This window comes from Pleomorphochaeta sp. (assembly GCF_050031695.1).
GTDB lineage: Bacteria > Spirochaetota > Spirochaetia > Sphaerochaetales > Sphaerochaetaceae > Pleomorphochaeta.
Genome location: NZ_JBNAIC010000046.1, coordinates 60176 through 78012 on the forward strand (window position 1 = coordinate 60176; position 17837 = coordinate 78012).

The 17837-nt window shown below is 27.8% G+C and carries 17 protein-coding genes and 1 tRNA gene; 14 read left to right on the forward strand and 4 right to left on the reverse strand.

All coding sequences use genetic code 11. From position 1 onward, the window contains the following. Positions 1-3: 3 nt before the first annotated feature. Entirely contained in the window at positions 4-2307 is a 2304-nt protein-coding gene (locus ACPKM0_RS08480; protein ID WP_472475113.1) for a DNA topoisomerase 3, read from the reverse strand. A gap of 299 nt (positions 2308-2606) precedes the next feature. On the opposite strand from ACPKM0_RS08480, the gene ACPKM0_RS08485 reads away from it, so the two are divergent. The 4 genes from ACPKM0_RS08485 (at position 2607) to purU (ending at position 5350) form a co-directional block, all read left to right on the forward strand. After that, a complete protein-coding gene (locus ACPKM0_RS08485) occupies positions 2607-2774 on the forward strand; it encodes a DUF362 domain-containing protein (protein ID WP_472475115.1) in 168 nt (55 codons plus the stop codon). 286 nt (positions 2775-3060) lie between these two features. Next, on the forward strand, positions 3061-4257 hold the full coding sequence (xseA, locus tag ACPKM0_RS08490) for an exodeoxyribonuclease VII large subunit (RefSeq protein ID WP_472475117.1): 1197 nt from the start codon (positions 3061-3063) through the stop codon (positions 4255-4257). Then, entirely contained in the window at positions 4257-4472 is a 216-nt protein-coding gene (gene xseB, locus ACPKM0_RS08495; RefSeq protein ID WP_472475119.1) for an exodeoxyribonuclease VII small subunit, read from the forward strand. Before xseA ends, xseB begins: the two co-directional genes overlap by 1 nt. Continuing rightward, positions 4472-5350 carry a formyltetrahydrofolate deformylase gene (gene purU, locus ACPKM0_RS08500; RefSeq protein ID WP_472475121.1) on the forward strand — a complete coding sequence of 293 codons (879 nt, stop codon included), beginning with the start codon at positions 4472-4474 and terminating at the stop codon, positions 5348-5350. The genes xseB and purU overlap by 1 nt, the downstream gene beginning before the upstream one ends. A 42-nt stretch (positions 5351-5392) precedes the next feature. Here purU and ACPKM0_RS08505 read toward each other — a convergent pair whose 3' ends face one another. Beyond that, complete coding sequence (locus tag ACPKM0_RS08505) at positions 5393-5860, reverse strand: 2-thiouracil desulfurase family protein (RefSeq protein ID WP_472475123.1); 468 nt, start codon at positions 5858-5860, stop codon at positions 5393-5395. Further along, positions 5860-6591: an RluA family pseudouridine synthase gene (locus ACPKM0_RS08510; RefSeq protein ID WP_472475125.1), complete on the reverse strand. Its 732-nt coding sequence runs from the start codon at positions 6589-6591 to the stop codon at positions 5860-5862. The genes ACPKM0_RS08505 and ACPKM0_RS08510 overlap by 1 nt, the downstream gene beginning before the upstream one ends. 238 nt (positions 6592-6829) lie before the next feature. On the opposite strand from ACPKM0_RS08510, the gene ACPKM0_RS08515 reads away from it, so the two are divergent. Genes ACPKM0_RS08515 through ACPKM0_RS08525 form a run of 3 tightly spaced genes read left to right on the forward strand, consistent with a single transcriptional unit; the run spans position 6830 to position 8808 of the window. Continuing rightward, positions 6830-7762 (forward strand): CBS domain-containing protein, encoded by a 933-nt coding sequence (locus ACPKM0_RS08515; protein ID WP_472475126.1) that lies wholly within the window; start codon positions 6830-6832, stop codon positions 7760-7762. After that, the gene (locus tag ACPKM0_RS08520) at positions 7763-8095 is read left to right on the forward strand and encodes an iron-sulfur binding hydrogenase (protein ID WP_472475128.1); all 333 of its coding nucleotides are present in this window, start codon (positions 7763-7765) and stop codon (positions 8093-8095) included. Between the two features lie 5 nt (positions 8096-8100). Next, positions 8101-8808, forward strand: coding sequence for a PHP domain-containing protein (locus ACPKM0_RS08525; protein ID WP_472475129.1), 708 nt, complete (start codon positions 8101-8103; stop codon positions 8806-8808). A gap of 49 nt (positions 8809-8857) precedes the next feature. On the opposite strand, the gene ACPKM0_RS08530 is transcribed toward ACPKM0_RS08525, so the two are convergent. After that, positions 8858-9565, reverse strand: coding sequence for a Bax inhibitor-1/YccA family protein (locus ACPKM0_RS08530; protein ID WP_472475131.1), 708 nt, complete (start codon positions 9563-9565; stop codon positions 8858-8860). 210 nt (positions 9566-9775) lie between these two features. On the opposite strand from ACPKM0_RS08530, the gene ACPKM0_RS08535 reads away from it, so the two are divergent. From ACPKM0_RS08535 to ACPKM0_RS08565, 7 genes are all read left to right on the forward strand, one after another. Next, positions 9776-10477, forward strand: a complete 702-nt coding sequence (locus ACPKM0_RS08535; RefSeq protein ID WP_472475132.1) for a hypothetical protein — start codon at positions 9776-9778, stop codon at positions 10475-10477. Between the two features lies 1 nt (position 10478). Next, on the forward strand, positions 10479-12737 hold the full coding sequence (locus ACPKM0_RS08540) for an AAA family ATPase (protein WP_472475133.1): 2259 nt from the start codon (positions 10479-10481) through the stop codon (positions 12735-12737). A gap of 77 nt (positions 12738-12814) precedes the next feature. After that, a tRNA-Gly gene (locus ACPKM0_RS08545) sits at positions 12815-12886 on the forward strand. 607 nt (positions 12887-13493) lie between these two features. Next, entirely contained in the window at positions 13494-14204 is a 711-nt protein-coding gene (locus ACPKM0_RS08550; RefSeq protein WP_472475135.1) for an ABC transporter ATP-binding protein, read from the forward strand. An 8-nt stretch (positions 14205-14212) separates the two neighbouring features. Further along, positions 14213-15736, forward strand: coding sequence for an ABC transporter permease (locus ACPKM0_RS08555; RefSeq protein WP_472475136.1), 1524 nt, complete (start codon positions 14213-14215; stop codon positions 15734-15736). Positions 15737-15745: 9 nt separating this feature from the next. After that, entirely contained in the window at positions 15746-17059 is a 1314-nt protein-coding gene (locus ACPKM0_RS08560) for an ABC transporter permease (protein WP_472475138.1), read from the forward strand. 13 nt (positions 17060-17072) lie between these two features. Beyond that, on the forward strand, positions 17073-17825 hold the full coding sequence (locus ACPKM0_RS08565) for an outer membrane lipoprotein-sorting protein (RefSeq protein WP_472475140.1): 753 nt from the start codon (positions 17073-17075) through the stop codon (positions 17823-17825). Positions 17826-17837 lie beyond the last annotated feature (12 nt).

The window sequence follows — 17837 nt, forward strand, 5'->3', positions numbered from 1 at the left end:
ATACTATTTTCTATGTTTTTTATGCCTATTTTCACTTGCTTTTATAAAGTCTGCAAAACTACCACCTGATGAGGAAGAATCATATTTATACTTCTTATCAACAAAATTATTAGAACTTTTTTTATAATTATCACGATATTTATCTCTATTTAATTTACTATCTCTTACAACTTCAACAACTTTCTCAATTTTATATTGTTTATTAGATGTTGTTTTTATTGGAGTTTCATTAACTTTTACTTTAGTACTTAATTTTTGAAAATATGCAGCTGAAGAAGATACTTTCGCAGCTTTATTGATAGATGGATTTTCTTTAGCAACAACTTTAACCTTTTTAACTTTTTTTACAACTTTCTTTTGTTGCTGTTTCTCCTCTTCGCTCAATAACACTCTTTTTTCGACAATCATTTCCTCATATGAGCAAGAAAGTTTTTGACAAACAAAATGAGTTCTATTTAATTCATCCTCAACTTTCATCATTAAACTATTACAATATGGACAAGTTTTACTTTCTTTATAATTTGGAACAAATGATTCATAACTATTTTTTATATTTTTAACTAATTCTCTAGTTAATTCTTTGATATCATATATAAATTCTTTACTATCTTCTTTTCCTTTAGAAATTTTCTTTAAACGTTCTTCCCACTCTCCTGTTAAGGCTGGACTTTTTAATAAAGAAGGAACTAGTCTAATTATTTCTCTTGCATATGCTGTTGGGACAAATTCATTATTATCATTTCTAATCATATAATTATTTCGAATTAATTTTTCAATAATATCTGCTCTTGTCGCAGGGGTACCAAGACCAGCGGTTAAATTCTTTTTAAGAGTAGAATCTTCAACGTATCTTCCTGCATGCTCCATCGCAGATAATAAGGTTGCATCATTATATCTTTTTGGAGTATCCGTAATTGATTTATTCACCTTATAATCCACTAATTTAATTTGATCATTTACTTTGATTTCATTTAATATATTATTAGTATCTTCAATAAATTCTTTTCTATTAATACTCTTAAAACCTAGCTGTTTTACTTTTGTTGTCCTAGTTTTAAATGTGTAATCATTTATTGCTAAATGAATTGTTGTTGAATCATATATATAATTAGGAGATAAAACTTCTAAAAATCTAATAACGATTAGATTCCATAAAGCTCTCTCATCTTCACTTAATCTATCAAGATTAACTCTTTGTTCTGTAGGAATAATAGCATGATGATCACTTACTAATTCATCTTTTACAAATCTTTCACTAATATTTAATCCATTCTTTTGTAATAAATTAGATTCAGTACCAAATGGAGTTGATTGTAGAACTTTTAATCTATCAATTAAGGTAGGAACTATATCTTGTGTTATATATTTACTATCTGTTCTAGGATAAGTAACTATCTTATGATACTCATATAAACGTTGTAAAACATCTAAAGTTTTCTTTGCACTAAAAGATAATTTTAAATTAGCATCTCTTTGTAATTCAGTTAAATCATATGCTAAAGGAGTCATTTCTACTTTTTCACTTTTTTCAACATTTACAACTTTAGCATTTCTATTATTTTTTAAAACTTCAACTACTCTATCTTTTTGTGCTTCATTATTTATTCTAATAGAATCATTTGTTGGATAAAAAGAAGCATTAAAATAGGAAAAATCACCTTTTATTGTCCAATAAAATTTTCCCTTAAATTTTTCTATTTCTTCTTCTCTTTCACAAATTAAATATAATGTTGGAGTTTGAACTCTTCCTGCTGAAATCTTTGCATCATAATGAGTTGTTAACGCTCTAGTAACATTCATACCTACATACCAATCTGCAGCAGCTCTTGAAGATGCAGCATTATATAAATCTAAATACTCATCACCTTCTTTTAAATTAGAAAAGCCTTCTTTTATAGCTTGATCTGTTTGACTACTTATCCAAAGTCTTTTCACACTCTTATTATATTTTGTTAATTCTAAAATCCATCTTGCAACCAATTCACCTTCTCTTCCTGCATCAGTTGCTATAATAAATGTATCGACATCATCCCTTTCAATTAAAGATTTAACCACTTTAAACTGATCTTTAGTCCTTTCTATCGGAACTTGTTTTAAATCTTTAGGTAAAATTGGTAAAGATGCAAAACTCCATCTCTTATAATCTTTCGAATAATCAGCAGGTTGTGCTAATTCCACTAAATGCCCTAAAGCCCAAGTAACAATATATTCATTACTAGCTAAATATCCGTCTTCTCTTTTATAACAACCTAAAACTTTTGCTAAAGATCTCGCAACACTAGGTTTTTCTGCTAAAACTACTTTCATATCTATATTTTTGGAATTAAATCCTATCCTTTTTTTATTATATAAAAACGTTAATTTATTTTTAAATATTTTACAATATTTTTATCAAAATGAATAATTAATAATATAAGTACTTTGTTCTAAGCCTCTAACATTATCAATTAAAAATAAAAACATATTCATTATATTCATGATAAATATGTGAATATCTCAATGAGTTTCTGACAAAAACCGGAAATAAACTATTATATCCACTTGACTACTATGCGTTGAGATGTTAAAAATATTGTATAAATTACATATGTAATAAGGAGAAAATAATGGCTTATAAAATTACAGACGATTGTGTAGCATGCGGAAGTTGTATTGGCGAATGTCCAGTAGAAGCTATTTCAGAAGGCGATATCTACGTAATTGATGCAGATACTTGTATTAGTTGTGGAGCTTGTGCTGAAGCTTGTCCTACAGGTGCAATCATTGCTGACTAGTAAATTATTATTATAATAATTATTTAAATAGAACTGAATTTTCAGTTCTATTTTTTTATATCTTTTCATTTATTATTAGAATCTATATTCAAGATTAATAAAAATATAACTTAAAATTTAAAAAAAATACAAAAATATTATTTTTTTTAATTTTAGATAAATTAATAAACTTATTTCTTAAAGTTAGCTATGCTTTACACAATTAAAGTCTTTTTATTTCATAATGTCTTTAGCAGATGACAAAATTTAAATTGAATTATATTATAATAATAATTAGGAGATTCAATTGAATAATAATAATGTTCCAATACTAAGCGTTAGCACTTTGACCTCATTAATAAAAGATAAATTAAATGAAGATTTTCCTTATATTAACTTAATTGGTGAAGTTTCAAATTTCCGCCCATCTTCAACTGGGCATTGGTATTTTTCACTAAAAGATGAATCAGCATCTATTTCTGCTGTAATGTTCAAAAGCAATACTTGGAAAGTATCAAGAATTCTTAAAGAAGGAGATAAAATCCAGGTTTTTGGCAATCTAGACGTTTATGCACCAAGAGGAACTTATTCTATAAAATGTGATAGTCTAACTTTTATTGGAACAGGTGATATCTTAGCAAAATTAGAAGAGCGAAAAATAGCATATAAAAAAGCAGGTTGGTTTGATGAAAATTTAAAAAAACCGATTACTAAATTCCCAAAAACATTAGGTGTTATAACAAGCCCTACAACAGCGGCATTGCAAGATGTTCTTCAAGTATTAGAAAGAAGAGCTCCAAATCTTAATGTTTTGATAATACCATGTACAGTACAAGGAGCATCAGCTGCAAAAACTATTTCTGAAGCTATAGATATTGCAAATAAATTTGATTTATGTGATCAATTAATTGTTACAAGAGGTGGTGGATCTATTGAGGATTTACTACCTTTCAGTGAAGAAATAGTTCTAAAATCTATTTTAAACAGCGATATACCAATAATAACTGGTGTTGGACATGAAATTGATTTTGCACTTTGTGATTTTGTTAGCGATTTAAGAGCTCCAACCCCTTCTGCAGCTGCTGAACTAGTAAGCTCAGCTTTTGTTGAACTTAAAAACAAATATATTGAACTTCAAAAATCTATTGAACATTCAATGATTAATAAGATTCAATACATTGAAGAAAAAGTTAATAAAAACAATATTGAAAATTTAAATTCTTTTTTAAATTCTAAAATCGATAATATTTATTATAGAAGTATCAACGCAACTAAGGATATTGAAACTACAATAATAAACAAAATACAAATTTATGAAAACAAACTGAATTTAGCAAAATTAGAAATAAGCACTTTAAATCCAAATGCTATTTTGGATAAAGGTTATTCTATTATTAAAGATAAAAACAATAAAATAATTAAATCTAAAAATGATGTAAATAAAGATGACATAATTAATATAGTCTTAAGTGATGGTAATTTAAAAGCAAAGGTAGGCGAATAATGAATTTTGAAAAAAAATTAGAAAGAATGGAAGAAATAGCTTCTGCACTAAGAAATAATGATACACCTTTAGAAAAAAGTATTGAATTATATCAAGAAGGTATGATACTTTCTAAAGAATTAGAAAAAAAACTAGACGACGTAAAACGCGAAATAAAAATAGTAAATATAAAAAATGAAAATGAAGTTGAAAGTGAAACTTTTGGAGATTTATAATGATTAAAAAAGAGGAAACTAAAAAAATTAGTTTTTTAATACAGTGTAAAGATAAAAAAGGGATTATGCAAAAATGTGTAAATTTCTTTACTGATAAGAATTTTAATATCTTACACTGTCAACAACATACTGATAGCTATGAAGGTATGTATTTTATGAGAATGGAATTAGATATGTCTGATTTAAAGACATCTAGACAAAAACTTGAAGAAGATTTTGATAACTTTGCAATTCAAAATGAATTAAAATGGTCTTGCCACTACAGTGACTATAATCCAAGAGTAGCTATTTTAGTTAGTAAAACAAGTCACTGTCTCTATGATTTAATTGCAAGAAAAAATCAAGGTCAACTACATTGTGAAATACCATTAATTATTTCTAATCATCCTAATTTAGAAAAAATAGCAAATAGCTTTAGAATACCTTTCCACTATTTACCTGTTTCTAAAGATACAAAAAGCCAACAAGAAGAGAAAATTAGAGGCTTATTAAAACAGTTTGATATCGATTTAGTTGTTTTAGCTAGATATATGCAAATTTTAAGTGCTGATTTCACTAAAGAATGGTCTGGAAAAATAATCAATATTCACCATGCTTTTTTACCAGCTTTCCAAGGAGCGAATCCTTATCAAAAAGCATATGAAAGAGGTGTTAAAATGATTGGTGCAACTGCACATTATGCAACTGCAGATTTAGATCAAGGACCTATTATTGAACAAGAAGTTATGAGAGTTGGACACGAATTAACTCCTAAGGGGTTAAAAGAAGTTGGAAGAGATGCAGAAACAAGAGCTTTAGCAAAAGCTGTACAAGCACATCTAGAAACTCGAATATTAATCTATAAAAATAGAACAGTTGTGTTTAATGCAAAACACTAAGAAAAGTAATAAAACTGAATTCAATTAGGATTCAGTTTTTTTTTATTTTGATAACCCACTTTTTAATATTTCATCAATTAAATCTAAATCATTTTCATTAACAACAAAAACTCCTAATTTAATTAACTCTTGCGTAGTAATTCCTACACCCGATACAATATTATTATTGAAAGTACCATCATAAACATTTCTTACACCACAAGAAGGAGAATTACTTTTTAATATAGCAAAGCTTATATTATTTGCTTTAACCTTATTACAAGCAATTTGAGCACCTTTTCTAAAATAGTCTGTTAAATCTTCACCATCACGATTTAACACCTTCTTTCCCACAATTTCACAAGGTACTCTTGGTATTTCTAATCCAGATTCTACTTCAGGGCAAGTTGCGATAAAATTATGAACATGTTTATATGTATTAATTAACTCGAATAATGAGTCTTTCTTAAAAGCTTTTCCATCATATCTGCACGGAAAGCCAAGTAAACATCTTGAAATTAAAACATTCATTATATTTCATCCTCTATACTTACTGTTTGAATTTTATTAGTTAAAGGATTTATAAATGTTATTGAATTACATTTCAATCCAAATTGGTCAGATTCAGTTCCACCATAAAGTTCATCGCCAACTAAAGGATATCCACTCCAAGCTAAATGACATCGAATTTGGTGTCTAAATCCATTAGTTAAAGAACAACTAAAATAATAGAAGTCTTCTGATTTTTTTATAAAATTCACAGTTGTTTTATATTTTGTTTTAGAAGCTTTATCGATTATTTTTCTTGAATAACTATCCATCACAGGTCTTACACATTTTCGGCCTTTCCCATAATGTCTAAATAAAGATTCTATTATTACATTTTCATTTTTAATTACATTTTTATAAGGAAATTCAAAGAAACCTTCTAAAAGTTTTGGACTCTTACTAGATTTAACTAAATACGTTTTCTTAAAATTATTCTTCTTTTGTTCAGAATATAAAAATTCGAAAGTTTCCTTATTTTTTGCAGCTAAAACTAAACCACTTGTGGGTGTATCTAATCTATGTAATATTCCACCTTCATGAGAATTATAACCACTAAAGCTTTTAACGTCTTTACAATATTCACTTATAGCATCTAATAAAGTATATTTATCATTACCGTGTTTCAAAGGAACTGTAGGCAAATATGATATTTTATTTACTACTATCAAATTTTCATCTTCATATATAATATTATCTTTTATACTATATTCCACAAATTTTCTCTCAAATATAACTTTCATCATTATAAATCATAGTACCCCAATATACAAGAAAATAATTGACTATAATTTTTTGGACTTTAGCACAAAAAATAATGAAAACACGTCAAAAATAATAATTATTTTTGATTTAATTCACTTATACTATTATTTAGATTTTAAATAATCACTTATTTTTTTTGTAATTCAAAATTCTTTTCACAAAACCCTTATTCTATTGTATAATAATTTCATGCAAGAAATACCAATAAACACATATTCGTCCCCAACTGTTGTTCTAGATTTAATCTATCGATTAAAAGTAAAAGATGTTATGCATACTGAATTAATCTGTGCAAACATGAATTCGTCTTTACGTGAAATTCAACATCTCATGAAAGAAAAAAAGATTACAGGTGTTCCCATTGTACAAGGGAAAAGACTAATAGGCCTTGTATCTATGGATGATATTATCCAAGCCCTAGATAAAGGCTATATTGAAGAACCTTGTAAAACTCATATGAGTAGAAATATCATTGTATTAGAGGATGATATGCCTATTTCTTTTGCAATCAATTATTTTGATAAATTTTCTTTCCATAGATTTCCTGTTTTAAACAAACAAAAAGAGTTAATAGGAATGATAACCTCTCGTGATATTACTGCAACTTTATTAGTTGAAATAAATAGAGAGATGGAAAATCTAGAAAAGATGCAAGCTAATAACCAACCTACAAACCCTAATAACATTAATGGAGAAATTCACAGCTATAATATTATTAAACATGATTTTGAGAATGCTGGATATGCTAGTACTCAAATAAAGAAAAAATTAAAGAAAGGTGGTGTTGCTACTGCTATTATTCGAAGAGCAGCAATAGCTTCATATGAAATGGAAATGAATATAGTTGTACACTCTAATGGTGGTCAACTAATAGCAACTTATACACCTGATAAAGTAATTATAAGTGCACAAGATAGAGGCCCTGGTATTAAAAACATTGAAGAAGCACTAACCCCTGGATGGTCCACAGCAAATGATTGGATAAGATCTTTAGGTTTTGGTGCTGGAATGGGATTGCCTAATGTTAAAAATGTAAGTGATGATTTTTCAATAGAAAGTAGCTCAAAGGGGACTACCGTCACATCGACCATAAATTTACAAAAAAAAGATGAGGATAAATAAATGACAGTCCAAGATATAACAAAAATAGAAGGATTTACAACAGTTTCATTAAATGATGAATCTCAAGAAGTTAAAATAGCATATACAGGAGATTTATTAAGTGATGTAATAGCTAACGTTGATGAAGATGCTGTACTAATTACTGTACAAGCTCATAAAAATACTATTGCGGTTTGCTCTTTATCAAATATGCCAGCAATTATTATATGTAATGGAAGAAGTTGCCCTCCTGATATGATAAGTGCTGCAGAAGATAATGATATTTCAATTTTTACAACAGAGGATACTCAATTTTTAGCAAGCGTAAAAATAGCTAAAGCCTTAAATCTATAATTTTTATGAAAATTAAAATAGATCTTCACAATCATAGTTGCTTATCTCCATGTGGAAGTGATGATATGCTTCCATCATTAATAGCATTTGAAGCTATGGAAAAACAAATTGATATTTTAGCTTTAACAGATCATAATTGCTCAAGGAACCTTGAGCCATTTAAAGAGGCATGTGAATTGTGTGAAATAATTCCTATTTTTGGAATGGAAGTGAACACAATCGAAGATGTACATGTTTTAGCTTTATTTAAAAATATAGAAGATGCTAAAGAATTTGGTTTTTTTATTGAAGCATTATTACCTGATATAAAAAATGATCCTAAACTTTTTGGAAATCAAAATATAGTTGATATTCAAGGAAATATAATTTCAACCTTTGAAAAATCTTTATTAACAACTTGTGGTATTTCACTAGAAGACGTCGTTAATGAATGTTTATCTAGAGATGGTTTAGTTATACCAGCCCATATTGATAAAAAAGCTAACAGTGTTTTATCAAACTTAGGGTTTCTTCCAGACTTAAACTATTCAGCTCTTGAAGCTATTAGACCTTTTGATTTAAAAGAAACGTATAATAAAACTGTAATTCAAGGCTCAGATGCTCATTATTTAGAACATATAGGAAGAAGATCTTGCTATCTAGAGGTTAATGAAGTTTCTTATGAAGGCCTAAAGCAAGGCTTAATTGATGGAAAAGTAAGCTATATGAGTTAAAAAAAAGCCTTCATCAAATGAAGGCTTTAATCATCTTAATTTTATTATCTTAATTGTCTCTACCAAAAATTCTTAACAAGAATAAGAATAAATTAATAAAGTCTAGATAAAGTGTTAAAGCTCCATAAATACTTGCTCTATGATAATCAAGCTCTGTCATTGATGATAAATATTGATCATTTGTTCTCTTAATTTTTTGAACATCCCAAGCTGTTAATCCTAAGAATACAGCAACACCAATTAATGAAATAAAATAATCAAGAGCTGCTGATTTAAAGAAGAAGTTTAATAACATAGTAATAACTATTCCCCATAAAGCCATTCTTGAATAATAACCAACACCTGATAAATCTTTATTAGTAAATTGAGCATATGCCGCCATACCTACAAACATCAAAGCAGCAGTCAAAAACGCTAAGAAAATGGTTTGAATTTGAAAAGCATAAAAGATAGTACTAAAAGTAATACCAGTAACAAATGCATATGCTAAAAATGCTAAAGTTGAAGCATTCTTACTTAAATCTTGAATTCTACTTGATAGATACATTACAAGCCCAATTTGAACTACAAATAACATAATGAAAGATATGTTACTAGATAGTAATGTCCTCATTATACTTGGGTTTGATGCAACTCCATAAGCTGTTAATGCAGTAAGTCCTAAACCAGCACTCATCCATGCATAAACATTTTTTATCATGCTTCTTTCTCGGAGTTTTACATCACTTGATGATGCAATATTAATATTATTTGCCATTTTGGCCTCCTTAATATCTATGTATAAAATTTAATTCACTATAGTTAAATCGTCAAGATATATAATCATAATTGCATACTTATTTGATTTATATCAACATATTTCCTTACTTTATAATAAAATACAATTTATGTATTTTATATGAATCATTAAAGAAAAAACTAATTCCATTTATTTAATAAAATAACTTTCAATGTTATAATAAACTAAATGAAACATAAATTTAAATATATATATCTATTAATTATATTAACAACTCTATTCTCATGTAAAAATGTAGAGGTAATTTCTATTACCCAAAAACAAACTCAAATTTCAGAAATTAGAGACTATATATTAAAGCAAAGTATATATAACTTAGATTTAACTACTTATAACAGTTTAGAGCTTATTGATATAATTGGTGAATCCTATGATTATTTAGATCTTCTCAGAAATGAAATTCCTTATTTAAATAATAATTTAGTAAAATTTGAAAAACAAATCCACTTATCATATAAAAAATCATTATTAGAAATTCAACAAATATTATTAACATATAGTAATAAAGTTGATTACCCTCTTATTTATCCTAATGTTGAAAATAAATATATTATTAACACTAAGAGTTCAACAGTTCTTTTCAATCAGTATAGAGATGAAATATATTTGGAAATCGAAAATGTTTTAAATAATAACTTAGAAGAAGTTTCTTCTATCTATACATCAACTGCTATAGAATACAATATATATAATAAAGGTTTAGACAATCTAAATAGGAAAAGCTTACCTACTATATCAACAAACATTATGGTTAGATTAAAAACTTTATTCATAAAACAATTACTAAGTGATTTATCAAATAATGAAAATGATATTGGATTACTTTATAAACAATTAGACCCTACAACTATTACCATAATTAGAGATTAGCATGCAAGAAAATACATTATTTAACAATATTGAACATAATACCCAACCTTTAGCAGCAAGAATGCGCCCTAGAAATTTAGAAGAATATATTGGGCAAGATCATATAATTGGAAAAGGTAGATTATTAAGAAGAGCAATTCAAGCTGACCAATTATCTTCAGTTATTTTCTATGGTCCACCAGGAACAGGAAAAACAACATTAGCAAGGGTAATTGCAAACACAACAAAAAGTCATTTTACAACATTAAATGCAGTTTTATCAGGCGTAAAAGAATTAAGAGAAGAAATAAAACTTGCAAAAGATAGAAGAGATTTCTATCAAACTAGAACAATACTTTTTGTTGATGAAGTTCATAGATGGAATAAAAGCCAACAAGATGCCCTACTTCCATGGGTTGAAAACGGTACATTTATATTAATAGGAGCTACAACTGAGAATCCTTTTTTTGAAGTTAATGCAGCTTTAGTTAGCAGATCTAGAATTTTTCAATTAAAAAGATTAACTGATAACGACTTACTTCTAATAGCTAAACAAGCAATAAACGATACTGAAAGAGGTTATGGTAATTATAAAATAGCTTTTGAAGAAGGTGCTTTAGAACATTTAATTGATGTTGCAAAGGGAGATGCTAGATCTTTACTTAATGCATTACAATTAGCTATAGAAACTTCTGTTGATAAATATCCACCAGAAATTGGATCAGAAATTTTCATTTCAGCTGATGCTGCAGAAGAGAGTATACAACAAAAAGCTGTACTATATGATAAAGAAGGTGATTATCATTATGATGTTATTTCAGCTTTTATAAAAAGTATTAGAGGAAGTGATCCTGATGCAACTCTATATTGGCTTGCAAAAATGGTAAGCGCAGGCGAAGATCCTAAATTTATATTTAGAAGAATGATAATTAGTGCAGCTGAAGATGTTGGACTTGCAGATCCAAATGCTGTTTCTATTGTTACCTCTGATGCTCAAGCCTTTGATAGAATTGGACTTCCAGAAGGAAGATTTCATTTAACACATGCAGCACTTTATTTATCAACATGCGAAAAAAGTAACACAACACTTTCTTTCTTTGATGCTTTAAAAGTTGTTGAACAAGAAAAACAAGATGCAGAAGTCCCAAATCATTTAAAAGATGGATCTAGAGATAAAGAAGGTTTTGGCCACGGGGAAGGATATTTATATCCTCATGCATATAAAGACCATTTCGTTGCTCAACAATATTTACCATCGTCCCTAAAAGGAAAAATTTTCTATAACCCGGGTGAACTAGGTTATGAAAATGAAATTAGAGAAAAAGTTCTTACAAAGAGAGAAGCACAGCTCGAAGCTAGTCTTGATGATGCTTTTATTGAAAATTTAACATATTCTAAAAATGATAAAGAAAGAGAAAAATGGCTCATTAGAACTACAAGTGAAAGAGGTTTATTACTTGAAAAGATTAAAAAAACCTTATACAAAAAATTAAATATCATTAGATCAGATAGAGTATTAATACTAGGTGCAGGTCATGGATTATTATTATGGGAAGCTTTTCGAAAAACGCCAGAAGGATATGTTTGTGCACAAGTAAACAAACAACAAGAATATGATTATATTACCCATTATGGAGCTAATATAGACAACATTAACAAACCATATGTTAAATATTCAACATATGAAGATTTTATTAATAACTTGGAAAAAGGATTATTATTCGAACATATAATTGTAAGGAATCACTTATCTAATTTTACAAATATTGAAAATAAAATAAAGTTAATAGAAACAAAATTAGCAAATAAAGCAGATATATCAATAATTCAGACAGTTGCAAGTGAAGGATCTAGATTATCTAATTTCATAAATAATTCAGAAGCTAAACACCTTATAGAGGAAAGCGAAAAGTATATTTACACTCATAATAAAAAAGGGATCTGTGGATGGATTAGTGAAGATTTAATAACATATATAAAAGAAAAAAATTATAATTACGATATTACAACTCTCAAACAAAAAGAAATGAGATTTATTAACAACCAAGATATTGAAAGATGGGTAAATAAATCATATGCACCTACACTTGAAAAGCTAAAAATCAAATTTAACAAAAACGACTTAATAAAACTCATCTGTGATGAATTAGGTAATAAAAGTGTTAATTGGTTTCATAATGTAGTTATAATTAAGATAACAAAAGAAGAAATAAAATTAAATTCTACATTCGATAAAAGAGCCCACGATAAATGGATTTTAACTAATCAAAAAGTAAAATAAAAATATTTTTAAAAACCACTAGACAAAATTTTTATTTTTTGGCATATTAAATCGAGTTGAGAGATAAAATAAATTTTGCGAAAGTAGCTCAGTGGTAGAGCTCCACCTTGCCAAGGTGGATGTCGCGGGTTCAAGTCCCGTCTTTCGCTCTTCTAAATAATTGCTTTATTAAAAAGCAATTATTTTTTTTTGTAATAAATAACTAAAGATAATTTAATTTCTTTATTCCTCAAATTCTCATATGAATGGATTTGTCAGCTTTAAATCTAAACATATCTTTATCAAATAATTCAAAATCAAAGACATCAACATTAATCACAGCTTTTTGCTCAAATAAAGTTAAATACTTTTATAAACCTTTTAAATGAGGTCTTGCACAATATTTAGTATGTATTTGAATGATAACACGATATGTTTCAAATCCCTTATCATTATCAAAAGAAACTCTTAAATATTTATTAAAAGGATACAAAGGTAAGTAGAATCATTTATTATTTTTAACCCTATAATGCATGGTGTTTGATTATATTTTTCTTTAAACAACTTTGAAAAATAACTAAAATAAAATATTTTTCAAAACTTTCAAACTTTAAAATATATTATATTATTTCTTTGTTTATAAGCTTTTATAAACACTATTTACCTATCTTATATTGTTAAATAACAATTTGTTATTAACCATTAATCTTTTCGCTATTTATTTCACAAATATATTTTAGTATATTTAGAATATAAAATCGCATAGGAGCAATAATTATGAGTTTAGACGAATCAACTATTATTCAATTTGATAATGTAGATAAATATTATTCATTAGGAAAAACAAAAGTACACGCTGTAAAAAATGTATCATTTACACTTACTAAAGGTGACTTTGTATCTTTCTCTGGACCATCAGGAAGTGGTAAATCTACTATTCTTAATATGATAGGATGTATAGATAGTGCTGATAATGGTTCTGTTATAATCAATAACAAAACAACAGAAGGTCTAAAAGAAGAAGAAATAACAAAATTAAGACATGAAACTTTAGGATTTATTTTCCAATCTTTTAACCTAATCCCTGTTTTAAACATATATGAAAACATTGAATTTCCTCTCCTTTTTGGGAAACAAAGTGACAAAGAAAAAGCAGAAAACAAAGAATGGATAAACTACTTAATAAAAACAGTTGGACTTGAAGAATGGAAAGATCACAAGCCAAATGAATTATCAGGTGGGCAAAGACAAAGAGTTGCTGTAGCAAGAGCTTTAGTTACTAAACCAGCGATTGTTTTAGCAGATGAACCAACAGCAAACTTAGACTCAGTTAGCAGTGATAATATTATTCGCTTAATGAAAAAAATGAATAAAAACTTAGGTACTACATTTGTATTCTCTACTCATGACCCTGCTATTGTTGAAATTGCTGATCATGTTATCACATTAAAAGACGGTGAAATTGAATCAAACGTTAGACAACAATAGGAGATTTTATGACTTTTTCAACAGCAAAACTTGCTTATAGAAATTTAAAACTTCATAAATCAAAAACACTAATAATTGGAGTTCTTGTAACAATAAGTGTAGCTATACTTATTATAGGGTCAAGTATTTTAAGAACAGTTGAACTTGGTATTGAAGATAATTATGTAAATAAATATACAGGAAGCATTTTCATTGCTCCTAGCAAAAATCTAGAGCCGTCCTTAATTTTTCCATCTTATGATACTGAAGGCGCTGATGCCGTTATTTCTAATTACAGCGAAATAGAAGAAGCTGTAGTTAATGTAAAAAATGTCACAGATACTACAGGACAAATAAATTCTGCGTCCCTAATTCAAATTGGTGAAAATGGATCTGGTTTTTCAGTTTTAAAAGGGATAGACCCTTATGACTATGAAGAAATGTTCCCAGGTGGAATAAACATGGTCGAAGGTGAATTATTAAAACCTAACGAAGAAGGAATTATATTATCTCAATTTGTTTTTGATATGATTCAAGATTCTTATGAAAATGAACTAAAGATTGGCGATAGTGTTTTATTAACTACAATAAATGATACTTCTGGTACAAAAATTAGAGAAGTAGAAATTAAAGGTATTCACGAATATGATGATGATTCAGCTGATGTTTCACTTGTTTGTTTCTTAGATTTAGAAAATATCAGATCTTTAAATGGTATATTATTAAATACAGAAACTGACTTGAATCTTAATGATGAGGAAATCTCTAATTTAGGTAATTTTAATGAAGATGACTTATTCGCATCCGAAGGTGATAGCTTATTCACTGATGATAACAGCTTATTTGCATCCGAAGAAGATAGTTTATTTATTGATGACGACACTTCTCTAACTAGCAGCAACCCATCAGATGATATTTATAATATTTTAGGGGACACTTCATTAAGAGATGAATTAAATACACTAAATAATGATGCATATAGCTATATGTTAGTTCAAATAGATGATAATGCTAATTCTAAAACTGTAATAAATGATTTAAACATGATGTTTGAAGAAAATGGTTGGGAATTAACAGCTTATGATTGGACTAAAGGAGCTGGAATGTCAGCTCAGTTAGCAGATGTCATTGCAATAGTCTTTTATACAATTTTAATTATTGTTGCAATAGTTGTAATAATCGTAATTATGAACACACTTGTTGTTTCAATATCTGAAAGAACAAATGAAATTGGTACGATGAGAGCTTTAGGTGCTAAGAAAAATTATATTAGAAATATGATTAGCTTAGAAACAATTTTTATAACAATTGTCTTTGGAATAATTGGAATTATTATAGGAGTTAGCGCATTAGCCATAGCAGGTCAAATAGGAATACAAGCTACTGGAACATTTACAAAAATAATTCTTGGTGGTGATATATTTATTCCAAAAATTAGCGGCACTTCAATTCTGCTTTCAATAATTTCAATTTCAATCATTTCAGTAGTAGCAAGTTTATATCCTGTAGCAGTCGCTCTAAGAATATCACCTCGTGAAGCAATGAGTAAGTAGGAGTTAAAAATGAATTATTACAAAATAGCAAATAGAAATGTAAAAAGACAAAAAAAGAAAAGTAATATGCTCACCTTTGCTATTGCTTTTGGAACAATGGTTATTATATTAATTCAAAGTTTAACTTCAGGATTAATGATAAATATAGAAAACGGTATAACCTCCTCACTTGGTGGACATATTTATATAAGTGGTGATGAATTATTAGAAAGTGGAAAAATAGTTTCTAGGATTTCCGATACAGAGGTTTTACAAAAAGCTATTGATGATATCGATCCTGAATTAATAAACAACTATCATAAAAGAACAAATTCACAAGGAACATTAATTTTCCATAGTCAAACTTCAACAGGTTCAATTGTTGGTGTTGATTGGAAAAGTGAGCAAGATTTAATTAATGATTTAGTAATTCTTGAAGGCTCTATTGAAGGTATAGACGATCCTAACAGTATTATTTTAAGTGAAGAAGCATATGAAGATTTAAATCTTAATATTGGAGATGAAATAATCTATAGTTTCCAAACTGTATCTGGTCAAGAAAATGTTGCATACTTCACTGTTATTGGAGTTGGTCAAAGTAATAGCTTAATAGGGTTATCTTCAAACTATGTTTCTATAGAAGCATTAAATAAAGCTGTTGGCTTAGATGAAGATGAATATCAATCCCTTACTCTAGAACTAAATGATGGCAATAACATTAATATGGTTCAAGCAAGTTTAGAAGAATCTATAACTGCTTATGGAGGAACACTGCCTACGCCTGAAGAAGATGATGGCGACTTCATGGCTATGAGAATGAGTATGTTCAGCTCTGATTCAGAACAAGAATGGGAAGGTACAAGATTTAATATAACAAATCTTACTGACTACACATCAGCTGTTCTTACAATAATAAATATTATTAATGTAATAGCATATGTAATATTCTTTATCATGTTATTAATAACAATGATTGGATTGATTAACACTTTCAGATTAATCATGAATGAAAGGGTATTAGAAATTGGCACAATGAGAGCTATGGGACTTCAAAAGAAAAACGTTAAAAAGCTCTTCCAATTAGAAGGTATTTTAATAGCATTAAAAGGTGTTCCATATGGATTAATTGCAGAATTAGTAATTACAAGAATAGTAGGACTAATCACATTAAATCCTGAACAAACAGCATTATCTTTATTATTAAGAAATAATAAAGTTTACTTCCCAATTAATATAGGATTCATAATATTTGTAGCAATACTAGTAACATTAATTAGTTTATTTGCAGTATCAAGACCTGTAAAAGCAGCATTAAAGAAATCAGTAGCTGAAGAGTTACGTTAGGAGAAATAAAAAGATGAAAAAAATAACAACAATATTATTAATAACTGCAATAGCACTAACTTCTGCTTTTGCAACCACCGTTGAAGAAGGAAATGAAATACTTAAAATTATAGACAATCAGTCTACTTTTGAAGGTTCTGATTTCAGTGCAACACTAACAATGATTAGTGAAGACCCTGAAGATGGGATTGAAAAAAATGTTATATATCAATTTAGAGATGACGATGATGATAAATTCTTATTATTAATTAAAGAACCAACTATTAATAAAGGACAAGGTTATTTATTAATAGATGATAACTTATGGTTCTATGATCCAGATAGTAGAAAATTTTCACACACTTCAATGAAAGAACAATTTAATGATTCTGACGCTAATAACTCCGACTTTGGTGCATCTGATTTATCAGAAGATTATGAAGTTGTAAAAGTAGAAGAAAGTAAACTTGGAAGCTACAGTGTTAATATTTTATATCTTGAAGCATTAAATAATGAAGTAACTTATCCTTACCAAACTATTTATGTAGAAAAAAATGCAAATGTTATTTTAAAGAGTGAAGAATACAGTAAATCTAACACATTATTAAGAAGTAGCTATTATACAAAATATAAAGTTGTGAACAATCAATATGTATCAACATATATGATCTTCCAAGATGAATTGATTGCAGATAAAAAAACAACAATCCAATTAAGTGATATCTCAACTGAGGATATTCCAGACAGTATATTTACTAAATCATATATTGAAAGAGTAAATAACTAAGGAGGAAGCAAT